This is a genomic window from Sphingomonas sanguinis (genome assembly GCF_019297835.1).
Taxonomy (GTDB): domain Bacteria; phylum Pseudomonadota; class Alphaproteobacteria; order Sphingomonadales; family Sphingomonadaceae; genus Sphingomonas; species Sphingomonas sanguinis_D.
In genome coordinates, this window is the sequence record NZ_CP079203.1 from 2,558,986 (window position 1) to 2,576,169 (window position 17,184).

Sequence of the window (17,184 nt, forward strand, 5' to 3'; positions counted from 1 at the left end):
GAACGCATGGGTCTCGTCGAGAAAGCCGAACGCCAAAGCCGGGCACGGGCGATCATCGGCTATCTGCTGGCGACAACGCTTCTGGCATCGGCCGTCCTGGCGATTCACGGACATAGCGAGGGAGCCGAGCGACTGGCACCCTGGTTCGTCATGATAGGGCTGACCGCACTCAACCTCACCGCTTTGCCGTTCCGCTGGAGCCGATGCGGGCCGGTATCCCGGTTGATGAACGACGAAACGACACGCGACCATCGGCGGTCGAGTCTGGCGGCAGGCTTCTGGGCCATGCTGGCTGCGGCGGCTGCGACCGTCATCGTCGGATCGCTTGTCCCCCTCGACACCATCTCGGCGGGGCGGGTTGTCATCACCGCCGGACTGATGGCGGCGCTGATCGCCTTTTCGACGCTGGAACTGCGTGCTAGTCGATGAACGAGACGCTGGGCAACGACCTGAAGGCTGCACGCGAAGCCGCCGGGCTGACCCAGGGCGCGCTCGCCGAGGCGATCGGGGTCAGCCGCAAGACGATCAACACGGTAGAGAACGGCGTCTTCCAGCCCTCGACCCTGCTCGCGCTCAAGTTGGCGCGAGCCTTGGGCCGGTCGGTCGAATCGCTGTTCTGGATCGCCGACTGATCCTTACTGGATCGCGGCGGGATCGACCTTCAGCGAGGGCGGGTTGATGACTGGCGGCGTATAGGGCTTGGCGGCGGGCACCGGCTGGCTCGACAGGACCGGGCCGCTCGGCGCGCTGGCCGGGGCGACGGCGGGGGCAGCGCTGCTCGCGACGGTCAGCGGGGCGACGCCCTGCTTCACCGGCACCATCGTTCCCGCCCGCCATGCGTCATAGGCGCGGAAGAAGGCGATGAAGGGCGCGTTGAGCTTTTCCAGCCGCTCGGCCGCCTTCATGTCGAAAGCGGTGGTCGGGGCGGCGCTGATGTCAGCCAGCACTTCGTCGGCGGCGGCGCAGAAGGTCTTGCGGACCGGAGTGATCGAGAAGAAATTGTAGAGCCGGGTCATCGCATCGTCATAGCTGTCGCGCCAGTCGCCGCCCTGCGCCTGATACTCCGCCGAATAGCGCTTTTCCGCCGCCGCCAGCTCGATCCGCTGGACGGTCAGCATGGTGTTGTAACGGGTGACGATCTGTCCCTCATCCGGCCCGCGACAGGCGAGCGCGGCGACGTTCAGCCCCGAGCGCAGGTGCCAGACCGTGGCGGCGCTGGTCAGCGAGCGATTCGGCGTGGCGTAATTGCCATCGGGCAGGAGCGCCGGAATTCGCATCCCCGGCGTCGCACCGGCGGGCATCGGCGCGCGGACATATTGCGGCGGGGCCGGGACCATGACCGGCGGCGGCGCGACCTTGGCCGTTTCCCGCGCGGCGCAACCCGCCAGCGACAGGCCGATCGCCAAACCCGATACAATACGCAAACTCGCCATGACCCTGATCCTCGGAAAACCCCGCCCCCGGTTATCGGGCCACGTCATGCCGAATCAAGGTTAACGCGTCGTAACCTGTGCGATGAAACGAGGCGTATGTCAGGGGGTTGGAGGTCGCGTTATTCCTCCCCTGCAAGGGGAGGTGGCAGGGCGAAGCCCTGACGGAGGGGTGTCACGGCCAGTGGGGACACCCCTCCACCATCCTTTGGATATGTGCGAGCGAGATGGTGCCCCCGGCACCATCTTGACGTGCCGGGGGCACGTCAAAGCTCGCTCACCCTCCCCTTGCAGGGGAGGAACAGGTTTACGCCGCGCGCGCGACCAGTGCGGCGGCGGCTTCGGCCATCAGCTGCGCGAGGATATCGGCGATCGGTTCTTCCTTCGTCACCATGCCGACCGACTGGCCCGCCATGACCGAGCCATGCTCGACATCGCCCTCGATCACTGCGCGGCGCAGCGCGCCCGCCCAGTAATGCTCGATCTGGAGCTGCGCCTCCATCATCGCGACCTTGCCCTCGTCGAGCGACTGGGCGACTTCGCGCTGCTTGGCGGTGAACAGCTCGCCGCCCGCATTCTTCAGCGCGCGGACCGGGATGACCGGCAGGCGCGGGTCGATCTGCACGCTCGCCACCGCATCGCGGGCCGAGGCGCGGATGAACGCCTTCTTGAAATTGGGGTGCGCGATCGATTCGGTCGCACAGACGAAGCGCGTGCCGAGCTGAACGCCCGCCGCGCCCATGTCGAGATAGGCGGCGATCGCCTCGCCCCGGCCGATGCCGCCCGCAACGAAGACGGGGATCTGGTCCGCGATCTCGGGGAGCATCTCCTGCGCCAGCACGCTGGTCGACACCGGCCCGATATGGCCGCCCGCTTCCATGCCCTCGATCACCAGCGCGTCCACGCCCGAGCGGATCAGCTTCTTGGCCAGGCTCAGCGCGGGCGCGAAGCAGATGACCTTGGCCCCCGTCTCCTTGATCGCCTCCAGCGCGCCCTTGGGCGGCAGGCCGCCGGCCAGCACGACATGGCCGACCTGGTGACGGCCGCACACGGCGATCAGGTCGAACAGCTGCGGGTGCATGGTGATGAGGTTCACGCCGAAGGGGCGCTGCGTCATCGCCTTGGTCGCGGCGATCTCGGTATCGAGCAGTTCGGGGGTCATCGCGCCGCACGCGATCACGCCGAAGCCGCCCGCGTTGGACATGGCGGAGACCAGGTTGCGCTCCGACACCCAGGACATGGCCCCCGCCATGATCGCCATGTCGGCGCCCAGAAATTCCGCGCCGCGCGCCATGCGGGTGGTGAGACGCTGTTCGCCGGTGGTGGTGGTGAGGGTGTCGGTCATCGATGCTCCATGCCGTGGAGCGGGGCGGACGGCAAGATTTTGGTTCACGCGAAGCCGCGATGACGCGAAGAAGTTGGTTCGCGCAGAGGCGCAAAGGACGCAGAGAAGTTTCGCGCGCGGCAGCGCAATCTCCACCGCAACAGGCCATCATTGAAGGGCAAGAATGGCGGCTGGATAGGCCACCTCAGCGCCCTCAGCGCCTCTGCGCGAACACATCTTCTTGAAGACGCTTCGCGTCTTCGCGGCTTCGCGCGAACGAAAGCCCCCTCCCCAAGCCGAACCCAGAGAGGGGGGAAGCCTTTAGGCCGCTTCGGCGTCCAGGCCGTAAGCGGTGTGCAGGACACGCACCGCCAGTTCGGTATAGTCCTCTTCGATCAGCACGCTGACCTTGATCTCCGAAGTCGTGATCGCAAGGATGTTGATCCCGCGCGCGCCCAGCGTCTGGAACATGGTCGAGGCGACGCCCGCATGGCTGCGCATGCCGACGCCGACGACCGAGATCTTGGCGACGCGCGTGTCGTGGACCATCTTGGCATAGCCGATGTCGCCGCTCGCCTTTTCCAGCACGTCCAGGGTGCGGGCGAGGTCGGCCGAGGGGACCGTGAAGGTCACGTCGGTCGACGCGGGGGTCGAGCCGGTCGCATGGGCGATGTTCTGGACGATCATGTCCACGTTGATCCCCGCATCGGCCAGCGGCGCGAAGATCGCGCCGACCGAGCCGGGCCGGTCGGGCACGGCGGTCAGGGTGATCTTGGCTTCGTTCTTGTCATGCGCGATGCCGGTGATGAGCTGGCGTTCCATATCGTCGATTTCCTCTTCGCCCACGATCAACGTGCCGCGATGTCCGTCTTCGTCCCGTGCGTCGTCGAACGAGCTGAGCACCCGCACGCGCACCTGTTCCTTCATCGCCAGACCCACCGAGCGGGTCTGGAGCACCTTGGCGCCGACGCTGGCGAGTTCCAGCATCTCCTCATAGGTGACCTTCGACAGCTTGCGCGCACGCGGCACGATGCGCGGGTCGGTGGTGTAGACGCCGTCGACGTCCGTGTAGATGTCGCACCGCTCCGCCTTCATCGCCGCCGCGACCGCGACCGCGCTGGTGTCCGAGCCGCCACGGCCGAGCGTCGTCACCCGATTGCCCTCGGCCACGCCCTGGAAGCCGGGGATCACCGCGACCACGCCCGCCGCCAGGCTTTCGTCCAGCGCGGTCGTGTCGATCTCGCCGATCCGCGCTTTCGCGAACGCCGTGTCGGTATGGATCGGCAGCTGCCAGCCCAGCCACGAGCGGGCGGGGACGCCCATCGCCTGGAGCGTGATCGCCAGCAGCCCGCTGGTGATCTGTTCGCCCGCCGAGACGACGACGTCATATTCCTGGGGATCGTAAAGCGACGAGGCCTCGCGGCAGAAACCGACCAGCCGGTCGGTCTCCCCCGCCATCGCGGAGACGACGACCGCGACCTGATGCCCAGCCTCCACCTCGCGTTTGACACGCGCCGCCACGTTGCGGATGCGCTCGATTCCGGCCATCGAGGTGCCGCCGAACTTCATCACGATACGGGCCATGCGGTTTTTGCCAATCTCCTTGGGGTAAAACGGCGGTCCTGATAGGTAGCCCCCATGACGAACGCAAGCCATTTGAACGATTCTACCATTATTGGGGCCGAAGCCGCACATTTCGGAAAGATGGCGGCCGATTGGTGGGACCCCAAGGGGTCGAGCGCGATGCTGCACCGACTCAACCCGCCCCGGCTGCGTTACATTCGCGAGCAGATCGACCTGCACTGGGACGCTGATGGACAGGGCTTCACGCCGCTATCGGGCAAGCGGGCGCTGGATGTCGGCTGCGGCGCGGGGCTGCTGTGCGAGCCACTGGCGCGACTCGGCGCCGAGGTGACGGGGCTGGACGCCGCGCCGGAGAATGTCGCGGTCGCCGCCGCCCATGCGGCGCAGTCGGGCCTCGAAATCCACTACCGTGCGGGCAGCGTCGAGGGGCTGGCGGGCGAGACGTTCGACCTCGTCACCTCGCTGGAGGTGATCGAGCATGTGTCCGATCCGGCGCGATTCGTGCGCGGGCTGGCCGATGCGCTGGCACCGGGTGGCCTCATGATCCTGTCGACGCCCAACCGCACGCCGCTGTCCAGGCTGGCGCTCATCACGCTGGCCGAGGGGACGGGCGCGATCCCCAAGGGCACGCATGACTGGTCGAAGTTCCTGACGCCCGACGAGCTGTCGGCGTTGCTGGCCGACGCCGGGCTGTCGGTGCGCGACGTGCGGGGGCTGAGCTATTCGCCGACCAAGGGGTTCATGGTCAGCGACTCGACTGCGCTCGACTATTTCGTGACCGCGACGCGATAGGATCATTCCTCCCCTTGCAGGGGAGGTGGCAGGCCGAAGGCCTGACGGAGGGGTGTCCCGGCCTGATAGGACAGGATTCCCTCGCCACCGGGGACACCCCTCCACCAGCTTCGCTGGTCCCCCTCCCCTTACAGGGGAGGAATAAGATCGGACCTATTCTGATGTCGGTCACGCACAAGCCTTTGCCCCCCTCGGGCCACCGCCTCCTCATCCTGCTCGCCGTGGCGATCCTCGCCCGCGCGCTCACCTTCGGCAATCCGGTGGTCCATGTGGACGAGGAGTTCTATTTCTTCACCGGCCATTCCATGTGGCAGGGCGCATGGCCGTTCGTCGATGTGTGGGACCGCAAGCCGGTCGGGCTGTTCCTGCTCTACGCCATACCCGCCGCCTTCGGCTTTCCGGCGGGGATATGGGCCTATCAGGCGATGGCACTGACCAGCGTCGTCGCAACCGGCTGGCTGATCGCGCGGATGGCCGAGCGACTCGGCTGGGGCGCGGGCGCGACGGCGGCGGGGATCGCCTATATCCTGTGGTTGGATTTGCTGGGCGGACAGGGCGGACAGGCGCCGGTCTTCTACAATCTGCTGATGATGGCGGCGGCCTGGGCGATCCTCGAATCGGACCGGCGCGCCTCCCGGACGTTGGGGCTTGGCGCAATGGCGCTGGTCGGCATCGTTCTCCAGATCAAATATTCTGCGGTGTTCGAGGGGATGGTCTTCGGCCTTTGGCTGCTCGCCAGCGAGTGGCGGCGGAGCCGGTCGGTCGCCGCGCTGATCGCCTATGGCGCCGGGCTGATCGTCCTGTCGCTGGCCCCCACCCTGCTGGCGGCGGGGGTCTATGCCGCGATCGGCCAGTGGGATGCGTTCCTCTATGCCAATTTCCTGTCGATCTTCCACCGCAACCCCGATCCCATCGGCGAGCTGGCGGGCAATCTGGGGCAGATGGCGCTGATCCTGTCGCCGATCGTGGCGCTGGCCGTGCTGGGGTTGAAGCGCGCAAGCCGCGACCGGGAGCGGACCTTCCTCGCCGTTTGGCTGGGCGCGAGCATAGTCGGCGTGCTGCTGTTCCGGCCGTGGTTCGACCATTACGGCCTGCCGATCCTGCTCCCCGCCTGCACTGCCGCCGCCGCGATGCTGGGGGGCGAGGACTGGCGGCGGCGCTATACCGTCGCCCTGCTGCTGACCGTGGCGTTGGCGGGCCAGATCGTGCTGCTGTCCTTACGACACGAGCGCGGCGACGCGGCGGAGTTCGCGGCCCTGTCCCAGGCGGTCGGCAGGGGGCCGGGCTGCCTGTACGTCTATTCGGGCAGCACCATGCTCTATGTCGCGAACCAGCGCTGCGCGCTGTCGCGCTGGATCGTGCCCGCGCATCTCAGCCGCGCGCGCGAGACCGGGGCCACCGGCGTCGACCAGGATGCCGAGATCACCCGCATCCTCTCGCAGCATCCCGCCGTCGTCGTGATGCGCCCGCCCTATAATGGCGAGCGACCCCAGGCGCATGCCCGCGTCGTCGCGGCGATGGCCGACGGCTACCGGCTGGCGGCGAAACTGCCGATGGGCAATGAGACGATCAGCGTCTATAAATCCACGCGATGAAACGCCTTCTCGCCTCGATCCATGACGTGTCCCCCCGCTTCGAGGGGGCGGTCGATGCGCTGTACGACCGGCTGTCGGGGCATCTCGGCGGCCCGCGCCTAGCCATGCTGGTCATCCCCGATCATTGGAACAGCGCCCCCATTGCGCCGGGCACGCCCTTCGCCACGCGACTGCGCAACTGGGCGGACATGGGGATCGAAATGTTCGTCCATGGCTGGTCGCACAAAGACGATATGGTCCATACCGACTCGAAGACCGCGCTGAAGGCCAAGCACATGACGGCGGGCGAAGGTGAGTTCGTTGGCCTGGACCGCGCCGAGGCGCTCCACCGGATGCAGCGCGGCACCGCGTTGATCGAGGATATCATCGGCCGCCGCGCGACCGGCTTCATCGCCCCCGCCTGGCTCTATTCGGACGAAGCGCGTCTGGCCTTGGGCGATGCGGGTTTCGGGCTGGCGGAGGATCACTTCCGCGTCTGGACGCCGACTGATGGCAAGATCATCGCGCGCGGCCCCGTCGTCACCTGGGCGAGCCGTTCGCGCGGGCGCCAGCTCAGCTCGCTCGCCGCTGCCGCCGTGCTCCGCCACGGCCTGCGCCCGACCCCCGTCGCGCGAGTCGCGGTGCATCCGGGCGACAATGGCGTGCCTGCCCTGCTCGACAGTATCGACAAGACCTATTCGCGGCTGACGAAGACGCACACGCCGTCGCGTTATGCGGATTTGCTGGCGGCCTGACGCAACCAGCCCCCTCCCTCCGTTCACGCTGAGCGAAGTCGAAGCGCACGCCCTGTGCTTGCGGGTAGGGATTCCCTTGGCCTTCGACTTCGCTCAGGCTGAACGGAGGTTGGGGCTCAGGCCGCCACCCGTTCCCCGACTTCCCCATCCAGCAGCGCCTGATAGCGCGCGATCAGCGCCTCGGCATGGTCGCGATCGCTGAACACCTTGCCCGCCGCGACTCGCGCGGCGTTGCGCAGCACGCGCTGGTCGCGCGCCAGCAGCCGCTCGATCGCCTCGGCACAGGCCGCGCCGTCGCGCGCGCGGAAGGTTTCGGCGAACAGCGGGTTCGCCACCTCGGCGCACCCGCCATAATCGGGCACCACCAGCGGCAGGCCGGAGGCCAGCGCCTCGGAGGCGACCAGTCCGAACGTCTCGGTCTCGCAGCCGTGCACCAATGCGTCGCAGCTCGCCATGATCCGGGCGAGGCGCGGGCGGTCATAGACCGGGCGGAACAGCCGGATATGGGGGCTGCCCGCAATCCGCTTTTCCAGCGTCCGGCTGGCGACGCCGCCGCCGATCAGGATCAGGCCGACCGGCCGGGTCGAGGCCACGCGTTCCACCGCATCGATGACCATCGGCCAGCGCTTTTCAGGGTGATGCCGCCCCAGCCCGAGCAGCAGATGCGCGTCCTCGGGCAGCGCGCACTGCGCCAACAGCGCGGCGCGGAGGCGTTCGTCGCGGTGGTCGGGCGAGAAGAAATGCCGCTCGATCCCCAGCGGAATCCCCTCGTCCACCCGCACGCCGCGCTTGCCGAGTCGCTTGACCAGCGCCGGGCCGTTGGACAGCACCAGGTCGTAATGGTCGAGGAAGCGGTTCATGTAGCGGCTGTACCAGCTGAACCAGTCCTCCACCCGCTCCTGCGCGACCAGGCCGTCCAGCCAGCGCACCGGATAGGTGCCGACATTGTCGTTGTGCATGAAGAAGACCTTCTTCGCGCGCCCCTGCCAGCTGGCGACGAACCAAGCGGGCTTGGCTGGCGAGGAGACCTCCACGATGTCGGGGTCCAGCTCGTCGAGCAGGCGGCAGACGGGCGCGGAGTCCCAGAACATGCCGTAATTGGTGTCCAGGATCAGGCGCGGCGCCTTGATATAGATGATCTTGCCGCCGCCGGGGCGCTCCTCGACCACGTCCTCGGTGCCGGGGGCGAGCACGATCAGCTCATGCCCCATCTCGGCCAGAATCGACATCTTGCGGTCGATATAGGTCCGCACGCCCCCGCCGGTGGGGGAGTAGAATTCGTTGACGTCGACGATGCGCATCGTCCGTTCCTTACTCCACCGGACCGAAACCGCCCAGCCCACGCAGATATTGGGCACGGATGGTCGTCGTCGCCACCCCGTTGGGCACGTCAATCAGCGCGGATGCAAGCGGCGGTTTGCGGCGGCCGAGCTTCGTATTGGCCGGGAAGCCCGCCCCGTCGCTCCAGAAATTGAACTTGTTCTTGCCGTCGCGGTCATGGGTGAACAGCAAGGCATAGCGGCCGGGATGCGGCACGCGGATGCACATCGCGATCGGCCCGCCGCCCGCCGGGGTCGGCACCGTGACGCGGCGGAACGTCTTGCCCGCGCGAACCAGCACGCCGTCGTCCTGGAGAAAATCCTCCTCGTTCGCCGGATACAGCTCGAGCTTCAGATTGCCCTTGCGGTCCTTCAGCCCCTCGATCCGCGCCAGGATGGCGGGACCGCCACCGCCGGCACAGGCCGCCGCGTCGCTGCCCAGAATCTGCGCATCCGCCGCCTGCGGCAGGGCCGCCAGCGCGATCGTCGCCGCCACCATCATCTTCATCACGCGAATCATGCGCGTACCTTCCGAACCAATGCCGTCAGACCGAACCCTGCGATCAGCACGACATGGACCAGCAGGGTCAGCGCCGCGGTGAAGGCGATCAGCTCGCTCAGTTCCTGATCCTGCCCGATCAACAGGATCGCGAAATTGGCGAAAAGAAGGTCCTTGTTGGGCACCAGCGGCAGGCGCGAGACGAGCAGCCGCGCCGCCGACAGGAACAGCCACATGCCCAGCGACACGCTCGGCATCCCGTAATGCCATGCCAGCGCGACCAGCAGCGAGTTGGCGATCAGGCGGATGCAGTGGACCATGAAGACCCACCACAGCGTCTTGCGATCGAGCGAGAAGACCCGCCGCGAAAAGATCAGGAAGGGCAGCGACGTCGCCATGACGATCGCGATCGATCCCCAGACCAGCCGCAACTGCTCCGCGGTCAGCAGCTCGCGCCCGACCGGCAGGGCCAGCCCGATCATCAACAGGGTGATCGCGTTGCCCGCGATGGCGGACAGGATGCCGACGTCCTTGACTGCGCCGAAGGGGGCGGCGACCATCTTCGCATTGGCCCGCGCCCAGGCGTAGAAATAGGCCTCGCCCGAATAGCTGAACGCCACTTCGTTCGCGATCCGCTTGCGGATCAGCGCGGCCATGCCGCTGATCGGGATGCCCCACAGCCGCCGGAAGATGATGTAGTCGCCGATCGGCAGCGCCATGTAGAGGCCGAAAAAGACGATGTAGAAGAGCGGGTTGGTTGGCACCGAATGGCTCAGGCCGACCAGGCCGCGCCCCAGCAGCTCATGCCCCAGCCCGACGATCATGGCGAGCGTCAGCAGCCCGCCGATAATGGCGGGCCAACGGTTCTTGACCGTCTTCAACGGCTCCAGCGCGGCCATGTCGCGCGCCACCGGGCCGGTGTCGCCGCCAGCTCCGTGGGCCAGGCCGCCAGGCAGGGCCTGTTGCGGGGTCATGGGGTCATCTCGTTCATTCTGCACGTTATGGAGATTCCTCGGCGGCGTTCGCCGGTGGCGCCCGCTAACCTCAACACTGCTTTCTCGCACCTGAATAAGAATTCATCCTCTGTCGCGCGATTGTGTCCACCTTAGGGCTGAAACTGACATAATTGAGCGACAAGCGGCGATTAGCGCTCCCATTATCGAAACGTCCTTTGCCGCCCGGAGCCTATGCCCGCCGATCATATCCTGACCTATGCCCTGGCGATGCGTGGCGGCGTGGAGGCGGCGCTGGGCCGGATGTTGCCGGGCTGGCTGAACCGGGGACGGCGCGTGACGCTGATCCTCGGGGACGAGGACGGACAGTTCCAGGGCGGCGTGCCGCTGGGCGTCGAGACGGTGACGCTGGGGCATCAACGCTATGGCGGGCTGTGCGGCGCGCTGCCCGGGCTGATCGCGCAGGTGCGGCCCGACATCGTCTTCTGTCCGGGCAATCATTATACCGCGATGGCGGCGTGGACGCGGGCGAGGCTGGCGGGCGCCTGTCCGCCGATCGTCGCCAAAATGTCCAATGCGGTCGATCGCGGCGATCAGGCGGCGCTGATCGCCTGGGGCCAGCGGCAATGGCTGGCGGGGCATCGGCTGTTCCTGGACGCGCTGGTCGCGATGACCCCGGCGACCGCGCGGGAAGCGCAGAGTGCCACCGGGCTGTCGGTGGCGGTCATCCCCAATCCGCCGACCCTGCTCGACCCCGTCGCCGCGCCCCGCGCCACGACGCCGGGCCGCCGCATCCTGGGCGTCGGGCGGCTGGAGCCGCAGAAGCGCTGGGACCGGCTGATTACCGCCATGACCCATCTGCCCGAGGATATCGGCCTGACGATCCTGGGCGAAGGCAGCCTGCGCCCGGCGCTGACCGCGCAAATTCAGATACTGGGCCTGTCGCACCGGGTATCGCTGCCCGGCCACAGCACCAACGCCCCCGCCGCGATGGCCGCGGCGCAGGTGGTGGCGCTCTCGTCCGATTATGAGGGCGTGCCGGGCGTGCTGCGCGAGGCACTGGCAGTCGGAACCCCCGTCGTCGCGACCGATTCGAGCCCGGCGGTGCATGAGATCGTGTCCCATCGCTCGCTGGGCACGATCGTCCCGCGCGAGGATCTGGGGGCGCTGGTCGCGGCGCTGCGCCACTGGCTCGACCCGGTGGCGCCGCGCCCCGAACCCGTGCCGCAACCGGGGCAGGATTCGGCCGAGCGCTATCTGGCGCTGTTCGACTCGATCGTCGCCGCGCGCGGCCGCCGGGCGCCCAGTGAGACAGGGGCCGAGACGGGGCGGCTCGAACCCGCGCTGGTCGGGTAGAACGGCGGGGGACTAGCCCGACGACATCAACGATGCCTATCCCTCCCTCGCCCCTCTCTGGGGGGAGAGGGTTGCGCAGACTCAGTCTTTGCACGGCAAAGGCTTAGTCGGAGCTGGGTGAGGGGTGCTGCGCTCGCCCAAGCGGGCGCGCGAGCCAAAGCCTCGCTCAACCCCTCACCCAAGCTACGCTAGCCAGCTCCGCTATCCCTCTCCCCTGTCCAGGGGAGAGGGATAGAAAAACCGCTCCGAAAGTCGATCGGTCTTAAATATCCGCCTCGGCGCGGGCGGTGTCGCCGTCCTGCTCCGCCTCGCGCGCCGACCGGCGTTGCAGCGCGGACTTGGCCATGGCGGTCATCGGGTCGGCCAGCGCCAGCCCGAGGATACCGAACAGCGCGCTCGCCATGATCTGGGTCGACAGGGTCAGCGCGGGCGGCAGATCGACGGTGCGCTTGGCGACCATCGGCACCACGACATAGCCGTCGAAGGTCTGCACGATCAGATAGGTGCCGATCGCCCAGAAGCCCGCATCGCTACCGGCCGAAAAGCCGACCGCGATCATCAGCGTGCCGGTGATGATCGCCCCGATATTGGGGATGAAGGCCAGGATACCGGCGATGATGCCCAGCAGCAGTGCCATCGGCACCCCGCCGATCATCAGGGCGATGCCGGTCAGCACCCCCTCCACCGCCATGCCCAGCAGACGCCCGGCGAGCAGGCGGCGCAGCGTGAACATGACGCGGGCTTGCGTGACCGCGAACTCGGCACGGGCGGCGCGCGGCACGAACCATTGCAGGCCGCGCGCATAGCCTTCCGGGTCCATCGCCAGGAACAGGCCGATGACCAGGATCATGAACATCGTCGTGACTGCGCCGACGGCGGTGCCGACCCAGGAGGTCAGCTTGCCGATCGACCCCATCGACTGTTTCAGCAGCCCGTTCAGGTCCGAGGTCTTGGGCATCAGCCCCTGTTCGGCCAGCCAGCCAGTCACCTTGCCCGCCTGCGTCTCCAGCGTCGAGCGAAGCTGCGTCACCTGCTGCGTCATCTCGACGCCGGTCAGGTAGAAGGTGCCGAGCAGGAAGACGACTACCGCCAGCACGACGATCAGCAGCCGCCAGCCGCGCCCGATCGGCAACACCCGGCCGAGCAGCCGGACCCCACCGTCGAGCAGCGTGGCAAAGACCAGCCCTGCAAAGATCACCAGCAGCGGCTGGACCAGCAGCACGGTGATCGCCATCACGGCGATCAGCCCCAGCCAGATCGCCGCACGGGTCAGCTCGCGCCGGACAAAGCCTTCGCGGAACTCGATCGGGGCGGGACGGTCGGTCAGCGGGGCCGGATCGCTCATCGCGCGGTGCCGTCGCCGGCCTTCACCGTGGTCGGGTGCAGCGACAGGCCCGCCCGGCCGGAGCGCAACGAGCTCCACCAGCTCAGCGGGTTCAACGTCGTGTCGCCGTCCAGGCTGAAGGTCACGAACTCGGCCCGCCCGCCGATATTCTCATAAGGCACCGGCCCACCCAGCCCCAGCTCGGCCAGCGAATAGCGGCTGTCGGCCGAGCGATCGCGATTGTCGCCCATCAGGAAGACATGGTCGGCCGGGATGGTGATCGCGGGGTAATTGTCGCCCGGACTCCACCCCATCTCGACCGTATCGTAGCGGCGGCCATTGGGCAGCGTCTCGGTCACGATCGGCAGGTGGCAAACCCACTGGCCGCTCGCCGTGCGGACGCGCGCCTGTTCGCCATAGTCTTTGCACGGGCTGTTCGTATCGATGAGAATATCGATATAATGGAGCGGCCCGCGCTGCACCGGCTTGCCGTTCAGGATCACCACGCCGTCGCGCACCTGCAGCGTATCGCCCGGCAGGCCGATCACCCGCTTGATATAGTCGTTATGCGTGCCCGGCGGGGTCACGATCACGACATCGCCGCGTTTGGGCAGCGAGCCGAACAACCGGCCGTGGATGAAGGGCAGCTGATAGCTCCAGCTCGCCTCGGGCTGGCGCAGGACCACCGACTTGAAGATCGCGACCGGGTTGGGAATGGTCGGCGAGACATAGGACCAGCCATAGGCGAACTTGCTGACGACCAGACGGTCGCCGACGCGCAGCCCCGGCAGCATCGACTCGGAAGGGATATAGAAGGGCTTGGCGATGAAGCTGTGAAAGCCCAGCACGATCAGCAGCAGCCAGAACAGCCCCTTGACCTCGGCCCACCAATCGGTGCCCTTCTTCTTGGCGGGCGGCGTCTGCGCAGGTGGCGGCGGTGCGCTCACCGTCGGGTCGGCGGGCGAGCCTGGGTTCGTGTCCAACACCGCGTCCTTCATGCGGAAACTTCCGGTCGTGCCTCGATCACGACAAAGGCCTGCGCCCAGGGGTGATCGTCGGTCATGGTCAAGTGAATATGGGCGACGTGGCCCTCCGGCGTCATCGCGTCAAGCCGTTCGCGCGCGCCGCCGGTCAAAGACAGGGTCGGCGCACCGCCGGGGAGGTTCACGACGCCGATGTCGCGCATGAACACGCCTTGCGCGAAGCCGGTGCCGACCGCCTTGGAAAAGGCCTCCTTGGCGGCGAAGCGCTTGGCGTAGGTGCCCGCGCGGGTAAAGGGGCGTTTGGCCGCCTTGGCCTGTTCGACGTCGGTGAAGCAGCGCGCCTCGAACCGAGGCCCGTGCCGGTCGAGCGCGGCCTGTATCCGCTCGATGTTACAGAGGTCGGAGCCGAGACCGATGATCATGCCATCCTCCCCGGCACGGGGAGGGGGACCATCGCGCAGCGATGGTGGAGGGGGTTCTCCACCACGCGAGTCCTTTGGGGCGCTCCCCCTCCACCAGCCTGCGGCTGGTCCCCCTCCCCGTGCCGGGGAGGATTCAACGCGCGATATCCATGGCGGCGCGCATCTTGCGTACCGTTTCGGGCAGGCCGACGAACACCGCATCGGCGATCAGGAAATGGCCGATGTTCAGCTCGCGGACCTGCGGGATCGCCGCGATGGGGGCGACATTGTCGTACGTGAGACCGTGCCCGGCATGAACCTCGATCCCGTTCTTCGCCGCCAGCGCCGCCGCGTCCGACAGGCGGCGCAACTCCACGCTGCGCGCCTCGCCGTCCAGTTCGGCATAGCGGCCGGTGTGCAGCTCGATCACCGGCACACCCAGATGCAGCGCCGCCTCGATCTGGCGCGGATCGGGTTCGATGAACAACGAGACCCGGATTCCCGCCTCACCCAGCTTCGCCACCATGGGCGCCAGCCATTCGCGCTGCCCGGCGGCGTCGAGGCCGCCTTCGGTCGTCCGCTCCTCGCGCTTTTCCGGCACGATGCAGGCGGCGTGTGGGCGATGCTTCAGCGCGATGGCGAGCATTTCCTCGGTCGCCGCCATCTCCAGGTTCAGCGGTACGGTCAGTTCAGCCGACAGCCGCGCGATGTCGTCGTCGGTGATGTGCCGCCGGTCCTCACGCAGATGCGCGGTGATGCCGTCCGCGCCCGCCTGCGCCGCGATCATCGCCGCCTTGACCGGATCGGGATAGCCCGCGCCGCGCGCATTCCGCACGGTCGCGACATGGTCGATATTGACGCCCAGGCGCAGATGCTCGGTCATGCCGCCGCCCGGCTCCCCGGCTTGATGGCGGGGATCGCGGCCAGCTCGGGCGGCAGCTCGTCGGGGCTGTAGCTCGGCACGTCCAGCCGGATCAGCGGGAAGAAGGGCACGCCCAGATCGGCGGCGCCGTTCGAGCGGTCGACCAGCGAGGCAGCGGCAATCGTCTCGCCCCCTTCGCGCGCGATGGCGGCGATCGCCTCGCGGCTGGACAGGCCGGTCGTGACCACGTCTTCCATCATCAGCACCTTCTGCCCCTTCTCCAGGCGGAAGCCGCGGCGCAGGTGGAAGGTTCCCTCGGGCCGCTCCAGGAACATGCCCGGCACGCCCAGCGCGCGCGCCATTTCATGGCCGACGATGACGCCGCCCATGGCGGGGGCGACGACGGCGCTGATCTGCGCCTTAATGTCGGCCGGAATCTTCGCGGCCACCGCCTCGCACAGTCGGGCGGCGCGGGCCGGGTCCATCAGGACGCGCGCGCATTGCAGATAGCGCGGGCTGCGCAGGCCGGAGGAAAGGATGAAATGCCCTTCGAGCAGCGCCTCGGCGGCACGGAACTCGGCGAGGACGTCTTCATCGGTCATGGGGGCAACTCCGGCATCGGTCAGATGACCCGGCCTCATAGGATCGCACCCGGCCCCACGCAATCTGGCATGTGACGCTCTAGGGTTGAGGGGGCGAAGTCCCGTGCTATAGTCCGCCTAACAAAAACGACATATGCCCCGTCAAAGCTCGTCGGACGACCGATGGACAGGCGAGGGAGATGGGAGACGAGAGCGGGATGAGCGAGGTCAAGCGCATGTCCGGACCCCGGAGGATGAGGATGCCCAAACGCATGAAGGCGCTGGCGATCGCCGCCGGAATGGGATGCGCCGCGCTGTCGGGCGTCGCCTTCGCGACTCCGGCCGCGCCGCCCGCCGCGAAAGCCGCGCCAGCGCCGCAGGCCGCCGCCGAGGGGGCGGGCGTCTCCAACACCGCACCGACCAGCGCCGCGGCCCCCGCCACCGCCGCGCCGACCAGCCCCCTGCTGGCGCAGGACGGCGCGCCCGCGACGACGATCGATCCCAATGTCGGCCTGCCGATCGACGGCCGCCTTGGCCTCCAGCCGCAGGTGACGAAGAACGGCGAGTTCGCGCACTGGATGCACAACGACGTGCTGGTGCCGGTCATCACCGCGATCTGCGTGCTCGTCCTGCTGCTGCTCGCCTGGGTCGTGTTCCGCTATCGCCGCGCCGCCAATCCGGTGCCGTCCAAGACCAGCCACAACACGCTGGTCGAGGTTTTGTGGACGCTGGGGCCGGTCGTCGTCCTCGTCCTGATCGCCATCCCCTCGATCGGCCTGCTCCAGGCGCAGTTCAAGCCCGCGCCCGCCGGTGCCGTCACGCTGAAGGCGATCGGCAACCAATGGTACTGGACCTATCAATATCCGGATCATGGCGGGATCGAGATCACCGCCAACATGCTGAAGGAAAAGGACCAGGTCGCGCCGGGTGAGCGTGCGCGTACCGATGCCGACGGCCCGCGCCTGCTGGCGGTGGACAACCGCATCGTCCTGCCCGTCGGCGTGCCGATCCGCCTCATCACCACCTCCAACGACGTCATCCACAGCTGGGCGATCCCGGCCTTCTGGATGAAGCTGGACGCGGTGCCCGGCCGGTTGAACGAGACGAGCTTCACCATCGAGAAGCCGGGCCTGTATTTCGGCCAGTGTTCGGAACTGTGCGGCGCACGCCATGCCTTCATGCCGATCGCGGTGCAGGCCGTGCCCCCGGCGCAGTTCGCCGCCTGGGTCGCGGCCAAGGGCGGCAAGATGCCGGGTTCGGTCGCGCCGTCGGCGGCGGTCATCCCGCAGCCGGGTGCCGAGGGTTCGAAGGTCGAAGCCACCCAGGCCAATGCGGCCGAGGCGGTCACCGGTCCGGCCGACAACATGGCCACCCCCGCCCAGTCCCCTTCTTCCGCGCAGGGCGCCACCGGGAATCCGGCCGGCCCCGGCAACGCTGGACAATAAGC

The 17,184-nt window shown here is 67.9% G+C and carries 18 protein-coding genes; 7 read left to right on the forward strand and 11 right to left on the reverse strand.

The genetic code is table 11. The features are described from left to right. The first annotated feature begins 6 nt into the window (after nucleotides 1–6). The gene (locus tag KV697_RS11930) at nucleotides 7–429 is read left to right on the forward strand and encodes a hypothetical protein (RefSeq protein WP_219018377.1); all 423 of its coding nucleotides are present in this window, start codon (nucleotides 7–9) and stop codon (nucleotides 427–429) included. Then, nucleotides 426–632, forward strand: a complete 207-nt coding sequence (locus KV697_RS11935) for a helix-turn-helix transcriptional regulator (RefSeq protein WP_219018378.1) — start codon at nucleotides 426–428, stop codon at nucleotides 630–632. Before KV697_RS11930 ends, KV697_RS11935 begins: the two co-directional genes overlap by 4 nt. A gap of 3 nt (nucleotides 633–635) precedes the next feature. On the opposite strand, the gene KV697_RS11940 is transcribed toward KV697_RS11935, so the two are convergent. The 3 genes from KV697_RS11940 to KV697_RS11950 form a co-directional block, all read right to left on the reverse strand. After that, nucleotides 636–1,433 (reverse strand): hypothetical protein, encoded by a 798-nt coding sequence (locus KV697_RS11940; protein WP_219018379.1) that lies wholly within the window; start codon nucleotides 1,431–1,433, stop codon nucleotides 636–638. A gap of 304 nt (nucleotides 1,434–1,737) precedes the next feature. Next, on the reverse strand, nucleotides 1,738–2,724 hold the full coding sequence (locus KV697_RS11945; protein ID WP_257575860.1) for an NAD(P)H-dependent flavin oxidoreductase: 987 nt from the start codon (nucleotides 2,722–2,724) through the stop codon (nucleotides 1,738–1,740). 351 nt (nucleotides 2,725–3,075) lie between these two features. Then, nucleotides 3,076–4,338 carry an aspartate kinase gene (locus KV697_RS11950; RefSeq protein ID WP_219018381.1) on the reverse strand — a complete coding sequence of 421 codons (1,263 nt, stop codon included), beginning with the start codon at nucleotides 4,336–4,338 and terminating at the stop codon, nucleotides 3,076–3,078. Between the two features lie 120 nt (nucleotides 4,339–4,458). On the opposite strand from KV697_RS11950, the gene ubiG reads away from it, so the two are divergent. From ubiG to KV697_RS11965, 3 genes are all read left to right on the forward strand, one after another. Further along, nucleotides 4,459–5,130 (forward strand): bifunctional 2-polyprenyl-6-hydroxyphenol methylase/3-demethylubiquinol 3-O-methyltransferase UbiG, encoded by a 672-nt coding sequence (gene ubiG, locus KV697_RS11955; RefSeq protein ID WP_257575294.1) that lies wholly within the window; start codon nucleotides 4,459–4,461, stop codon nucleotides 5,128–5,130. A gap of 161 nt (nucleotides 5,131–5,291) precedes the next feature. Continuing rightward, on the forward strand, nucleotides 5,292–6,725 hold the full coding sequence (locus KV697_RS11960; protein ID WP_219018383.1) for a hypothetical protein: 1,434 nt from the start codon (nucleotides 5,292–5,294) through the stop codon (nucleotides 6,723–6,725). Beyond that, entirely contained in the window at nucleotides 6,722–7,459 is a 738-nt protein-coding gene (locus KV697_RS11965) for a polysaccharide deacetylase family protein (RefSeq protein ID WP_219018384.1), read from the forward strand. The genes KV697_RS11960 and KV697_RS11965 overlap by 4 nt, the downstream gene beginning before the upstream one ends. Nucleotides 7,460–7,575: 116 nt before the next feature. Here the strand turns inward: KV697_RS11965 and KV697_RS11970 are convergent, their stop codons facing one another. From KV697_RS11970 to KV697_RS11980, 3 genes are read right to left on the reverse strand one after another with little or no spacing between them, the layout of a single operon-like run. Then, complete coding sequence (locus KV697_RS11970) at nucleotides 7,576–8,760, reverse strand: glycosyltransferase (RefSeq protein ID WP_219021372.1); 1,185 nt, start codon at nucleotides 8,758–8,760, stop codon at nucleotides 7,576–7,578. 10 nt (nucleotides 8,761–8,770) lie between these two features. Continuing rightward, nucleotides 8,771–9,298: a DUF2141 domain-containing protein gene (locus KV697_RS11975; protein ID WP_219018385.1), complete on the reverse strand. Its 528-nt coding sequence runs from the start codon at nucleotides 9,296–9,298 to the stop codon at nucleotides 8,771–8,773. Next, nucleotides 9,295–10,251 (reverse strand): hypothetical protein, encoded by a 957-nt coding sequence (locus KV697_RS11980; RefSeq protein ID WP_257575296.1) that lies wholly within the window; start codon nucleotides 10,249–10,251, stop codon nucleotides 9,295–9,297. Before KV697_RS11980 ends, KV697_RS11975 begins: the two co-directional genes overlap by 4 nt. Before the next feature lie 213 nt (nucleotides 10,252–10,464). Between KV697_RS11980 and KV697_RS11985 the strand changes: the two genes are divergently transcribed. Next, nucleotides 10,465–11,586, forward strand: a complete 1,122-nt coding sequence (locus KV697_RS11985; protein ID WP_219018387.1) for a glycosyltransferase — start codon at nucleotides 10,465–10,467, stop codon at nucleotides 11,584–11,586. Between the two features lie 262 nt (nucleotides 11,587–11,848). On the opposite strand, the gene KV697_RS11990 is transcribed toward KV697_RS11985, so the two are convergent. From KV697_RS11990 to pyrE, 5 genes are all read right to left on the reverse strand, one after another. Then, nucleotides 11,849–12,931 (reverse strand): AI-2E family transporter, encoded by a 1,083-nt coding sequence (locus tag KV697_RS11990; protein ID WP_219018388.1) that lies wholly within the window; start codon nucleotides 12,929–12,931, stop codon nucleotides 11,849–11,851. Next, nucleotides 12,928–13,908, reverse strand: coding sequence for a signal peptidase I (gene lepB / locus KV697_RS11995; protein ID WP_219018389.1), 981 nt, complete (start codon nucleotides 13,906–13,908; stop codon nucleotides 12,928–12,930). Before lepB ends, KV697_RS11990 begins: the two co-directional genes overlap by 4 nt. Beyond that, nucleotides 13,905–14,315 carry a holo-ACP synthase gene (acpS, locus tag KV697_RS12000; RefSeq protein ID WP_219018390.1) on the reverse strand — a complete coding sequence of 137 codons (411 nt, stop codon included), beginning with the start codon at nucleotides 14,313–14,315 and terminating at the stop codon, nucleotides 13,905–13,907. The genes lepB and acpS overlap by 4 nt, the downstream gene beginning before the upstream one ends. A gap of 133 nt (nucleotides 14,316–14,448) precedes the next feature. Beyond that, nucleotides 14,449–15,177, reverse strand: coding sequence for a pyridoxine 5'-phosphate synthase (locus KV697_RS12005; protein WP_219018391.1), 729 nt, complete (start codon nucleotides 15,175–15,177; stop codon nucleotides 14,449–14,451). Beyond that, nucleotides 15,174–15,758, reverse strand: a complete 585-nt coding sequence (pyrE, locus tag KV697_RS12010) for an orotate phosphoribosyltransferase (RefSeq protein ID WP_219018392.1) — start codon at nucleotides 15,756–15,758, stop codon at nucleotides 15,174–15,176. Before pyrE ends, KV697_RS12005 begins: the two co-directional genes overlap by 4 nt. Before the next feature lie 239 nt (nucleotides 15,759–15,997). On the opposite strand from pyrE, the gene coxB reads away from it, so the two are divergent. Further along, nucleotides 15,998–17,182, forward strand: a complete 1,185-nt coding sequence (gene coxB / locus KV697_RS12015; RefSeq protein ID WP_374011359.1) for a cytochrome c oxidase subunit II — start codon at nucleotides 15,998–16,000, stop codon at nucleotides 17,180–17,182. Nucleotides 17,183–17,184: the final 2 nt, after the last annotated feature.

Excerpts from the sequence above, each read along its gene's own strand:
- coxB (WP_374011359.1), top strand. The coding sequence starts at position 15,998 with ATGCCCAAACGCATGAAGGCGCTGGCGATCGCCGCCGGAATGGGATGC.
- KV697_RS11990 (WP_219018388.1), bottom strand. The coding sequence starts at position 12,931 with ATGAGCGATCCGGCCCCGCTGACCGACCGTCCCGCCCCGATCGAGTTC.
- KV697_RS11985 (WP_219018387.1), top strand. The coding sequence starts at position 10,465 with ATGCCCGCCGATCATATCCTGACCTATGCCCTGGCGATGCGTGGCGGC.
- KV697_RS11960 (WP_219018383.1), top strand. The coding sequence starts at position 5,292 with ATGTCGGTCACGCACAAGCCTTTGCCCCCCTCGGGCCACCGCCTCCTC.
- pyrE (WP_219018392.1), bottom strand. The coding sequence starts at position 15,758 with ATGACCGATGAAGACGTCCTCGCCGAGTTCCGTGCCGCCGAGGCGCTG.
- KV697_RS11945 (WP_257575860.1), bottom strand. The coding sequence starts at position 2,724 with ATGGCGCGCGGCGCGGAATTTCTGGGCGCCGACATGGCGATCATGGCG.
- KV697_RS11950 (WP_219018381.1), bottom strand. The coding sequence starts at position 4,338 with ATGGCCCGTATCGTGATGAAGTTCGGCGGCACCTCGATGGCCGGAATC.
- KV697_RS11940 (WP_219018379.1), bottom strand. The coding sequence starts at position 1,433 with ATGGCGAGTTTGCGTATTGTATCGGGTTTGGCGATCGGCCTGTCGCTG.
- KV697_RS11935 (WP_219018378.1), top strand. The coding sequence starts at position 426 with ATGAACGAGACGCTGGGCAACGACCTGAAGGCTGCACGCGAAGCCGCC.
- KV697_RS12005 (WP_219018391.1), bottom strand. The coding sequence starts at position 15,177 with ATGACCGAGCATCTGCGCCTGGGCGTCAATATCGACCATGTCGCGACC.
- ubiG (WP_257575294.1), top strand. The coding sequence starts at position 4,459 with ATGGCGGCCGATTGGTGGGACCCCAAGGGGTCGAGCGCGATGCTGCAC.
- lepB (WP_219018389.1), bottom strand. The coding sequence starts at position 13,908 with ATGAAGGACGCGGTGTTGGACACGAACCCAGGCTCGCCCGCCGACCCG.
- KV697_RS11930 (WP_219018377.1), top strand. The coding sequence starts at position 7 with ATGGGTCTCGTCGAGAAAGCCGAACGCCAAAGCCGGGCACGGGCGATC.
- KV697_RS11965 (WP_219018384.1), top strand. The coding sequence starts at position 6,722 with ATGAAACGCCTTCTCGCCTCGATCCATGACGTGTCCCCCCGCTTCGAG.
- KV697_RS11970 (WP_219021372.1), bottom strand. The coding sequence starts at position 8,760 with ATGCGCATCGTCGACGTCAACGAATTCTACTCCCCCACCGGCGGGGGC.
- KV697_RS11980 (WP_257575296.1), bottom strand. The coding sequence starts at position 10,251 with ATGACCCCGCAACAGGCCCTGCCTGGCGGCCTGGCCCACGGAGCTGGC.
- KV697_RS11975 (WP_219018385.1), bottom strand. The coding sequence starts at position 9,298 with ATGATTCGCGTGATGAAGATGATGGTGGCGGCGACGATCGCGCTGGCG.
- acpS (WP_219018390.1), bottom strand. The coding sequence starts at position 14,315 with ATGATCATCGGTCTCGGCTCCGACCTCTGTAACATCGAGCGGATACAG.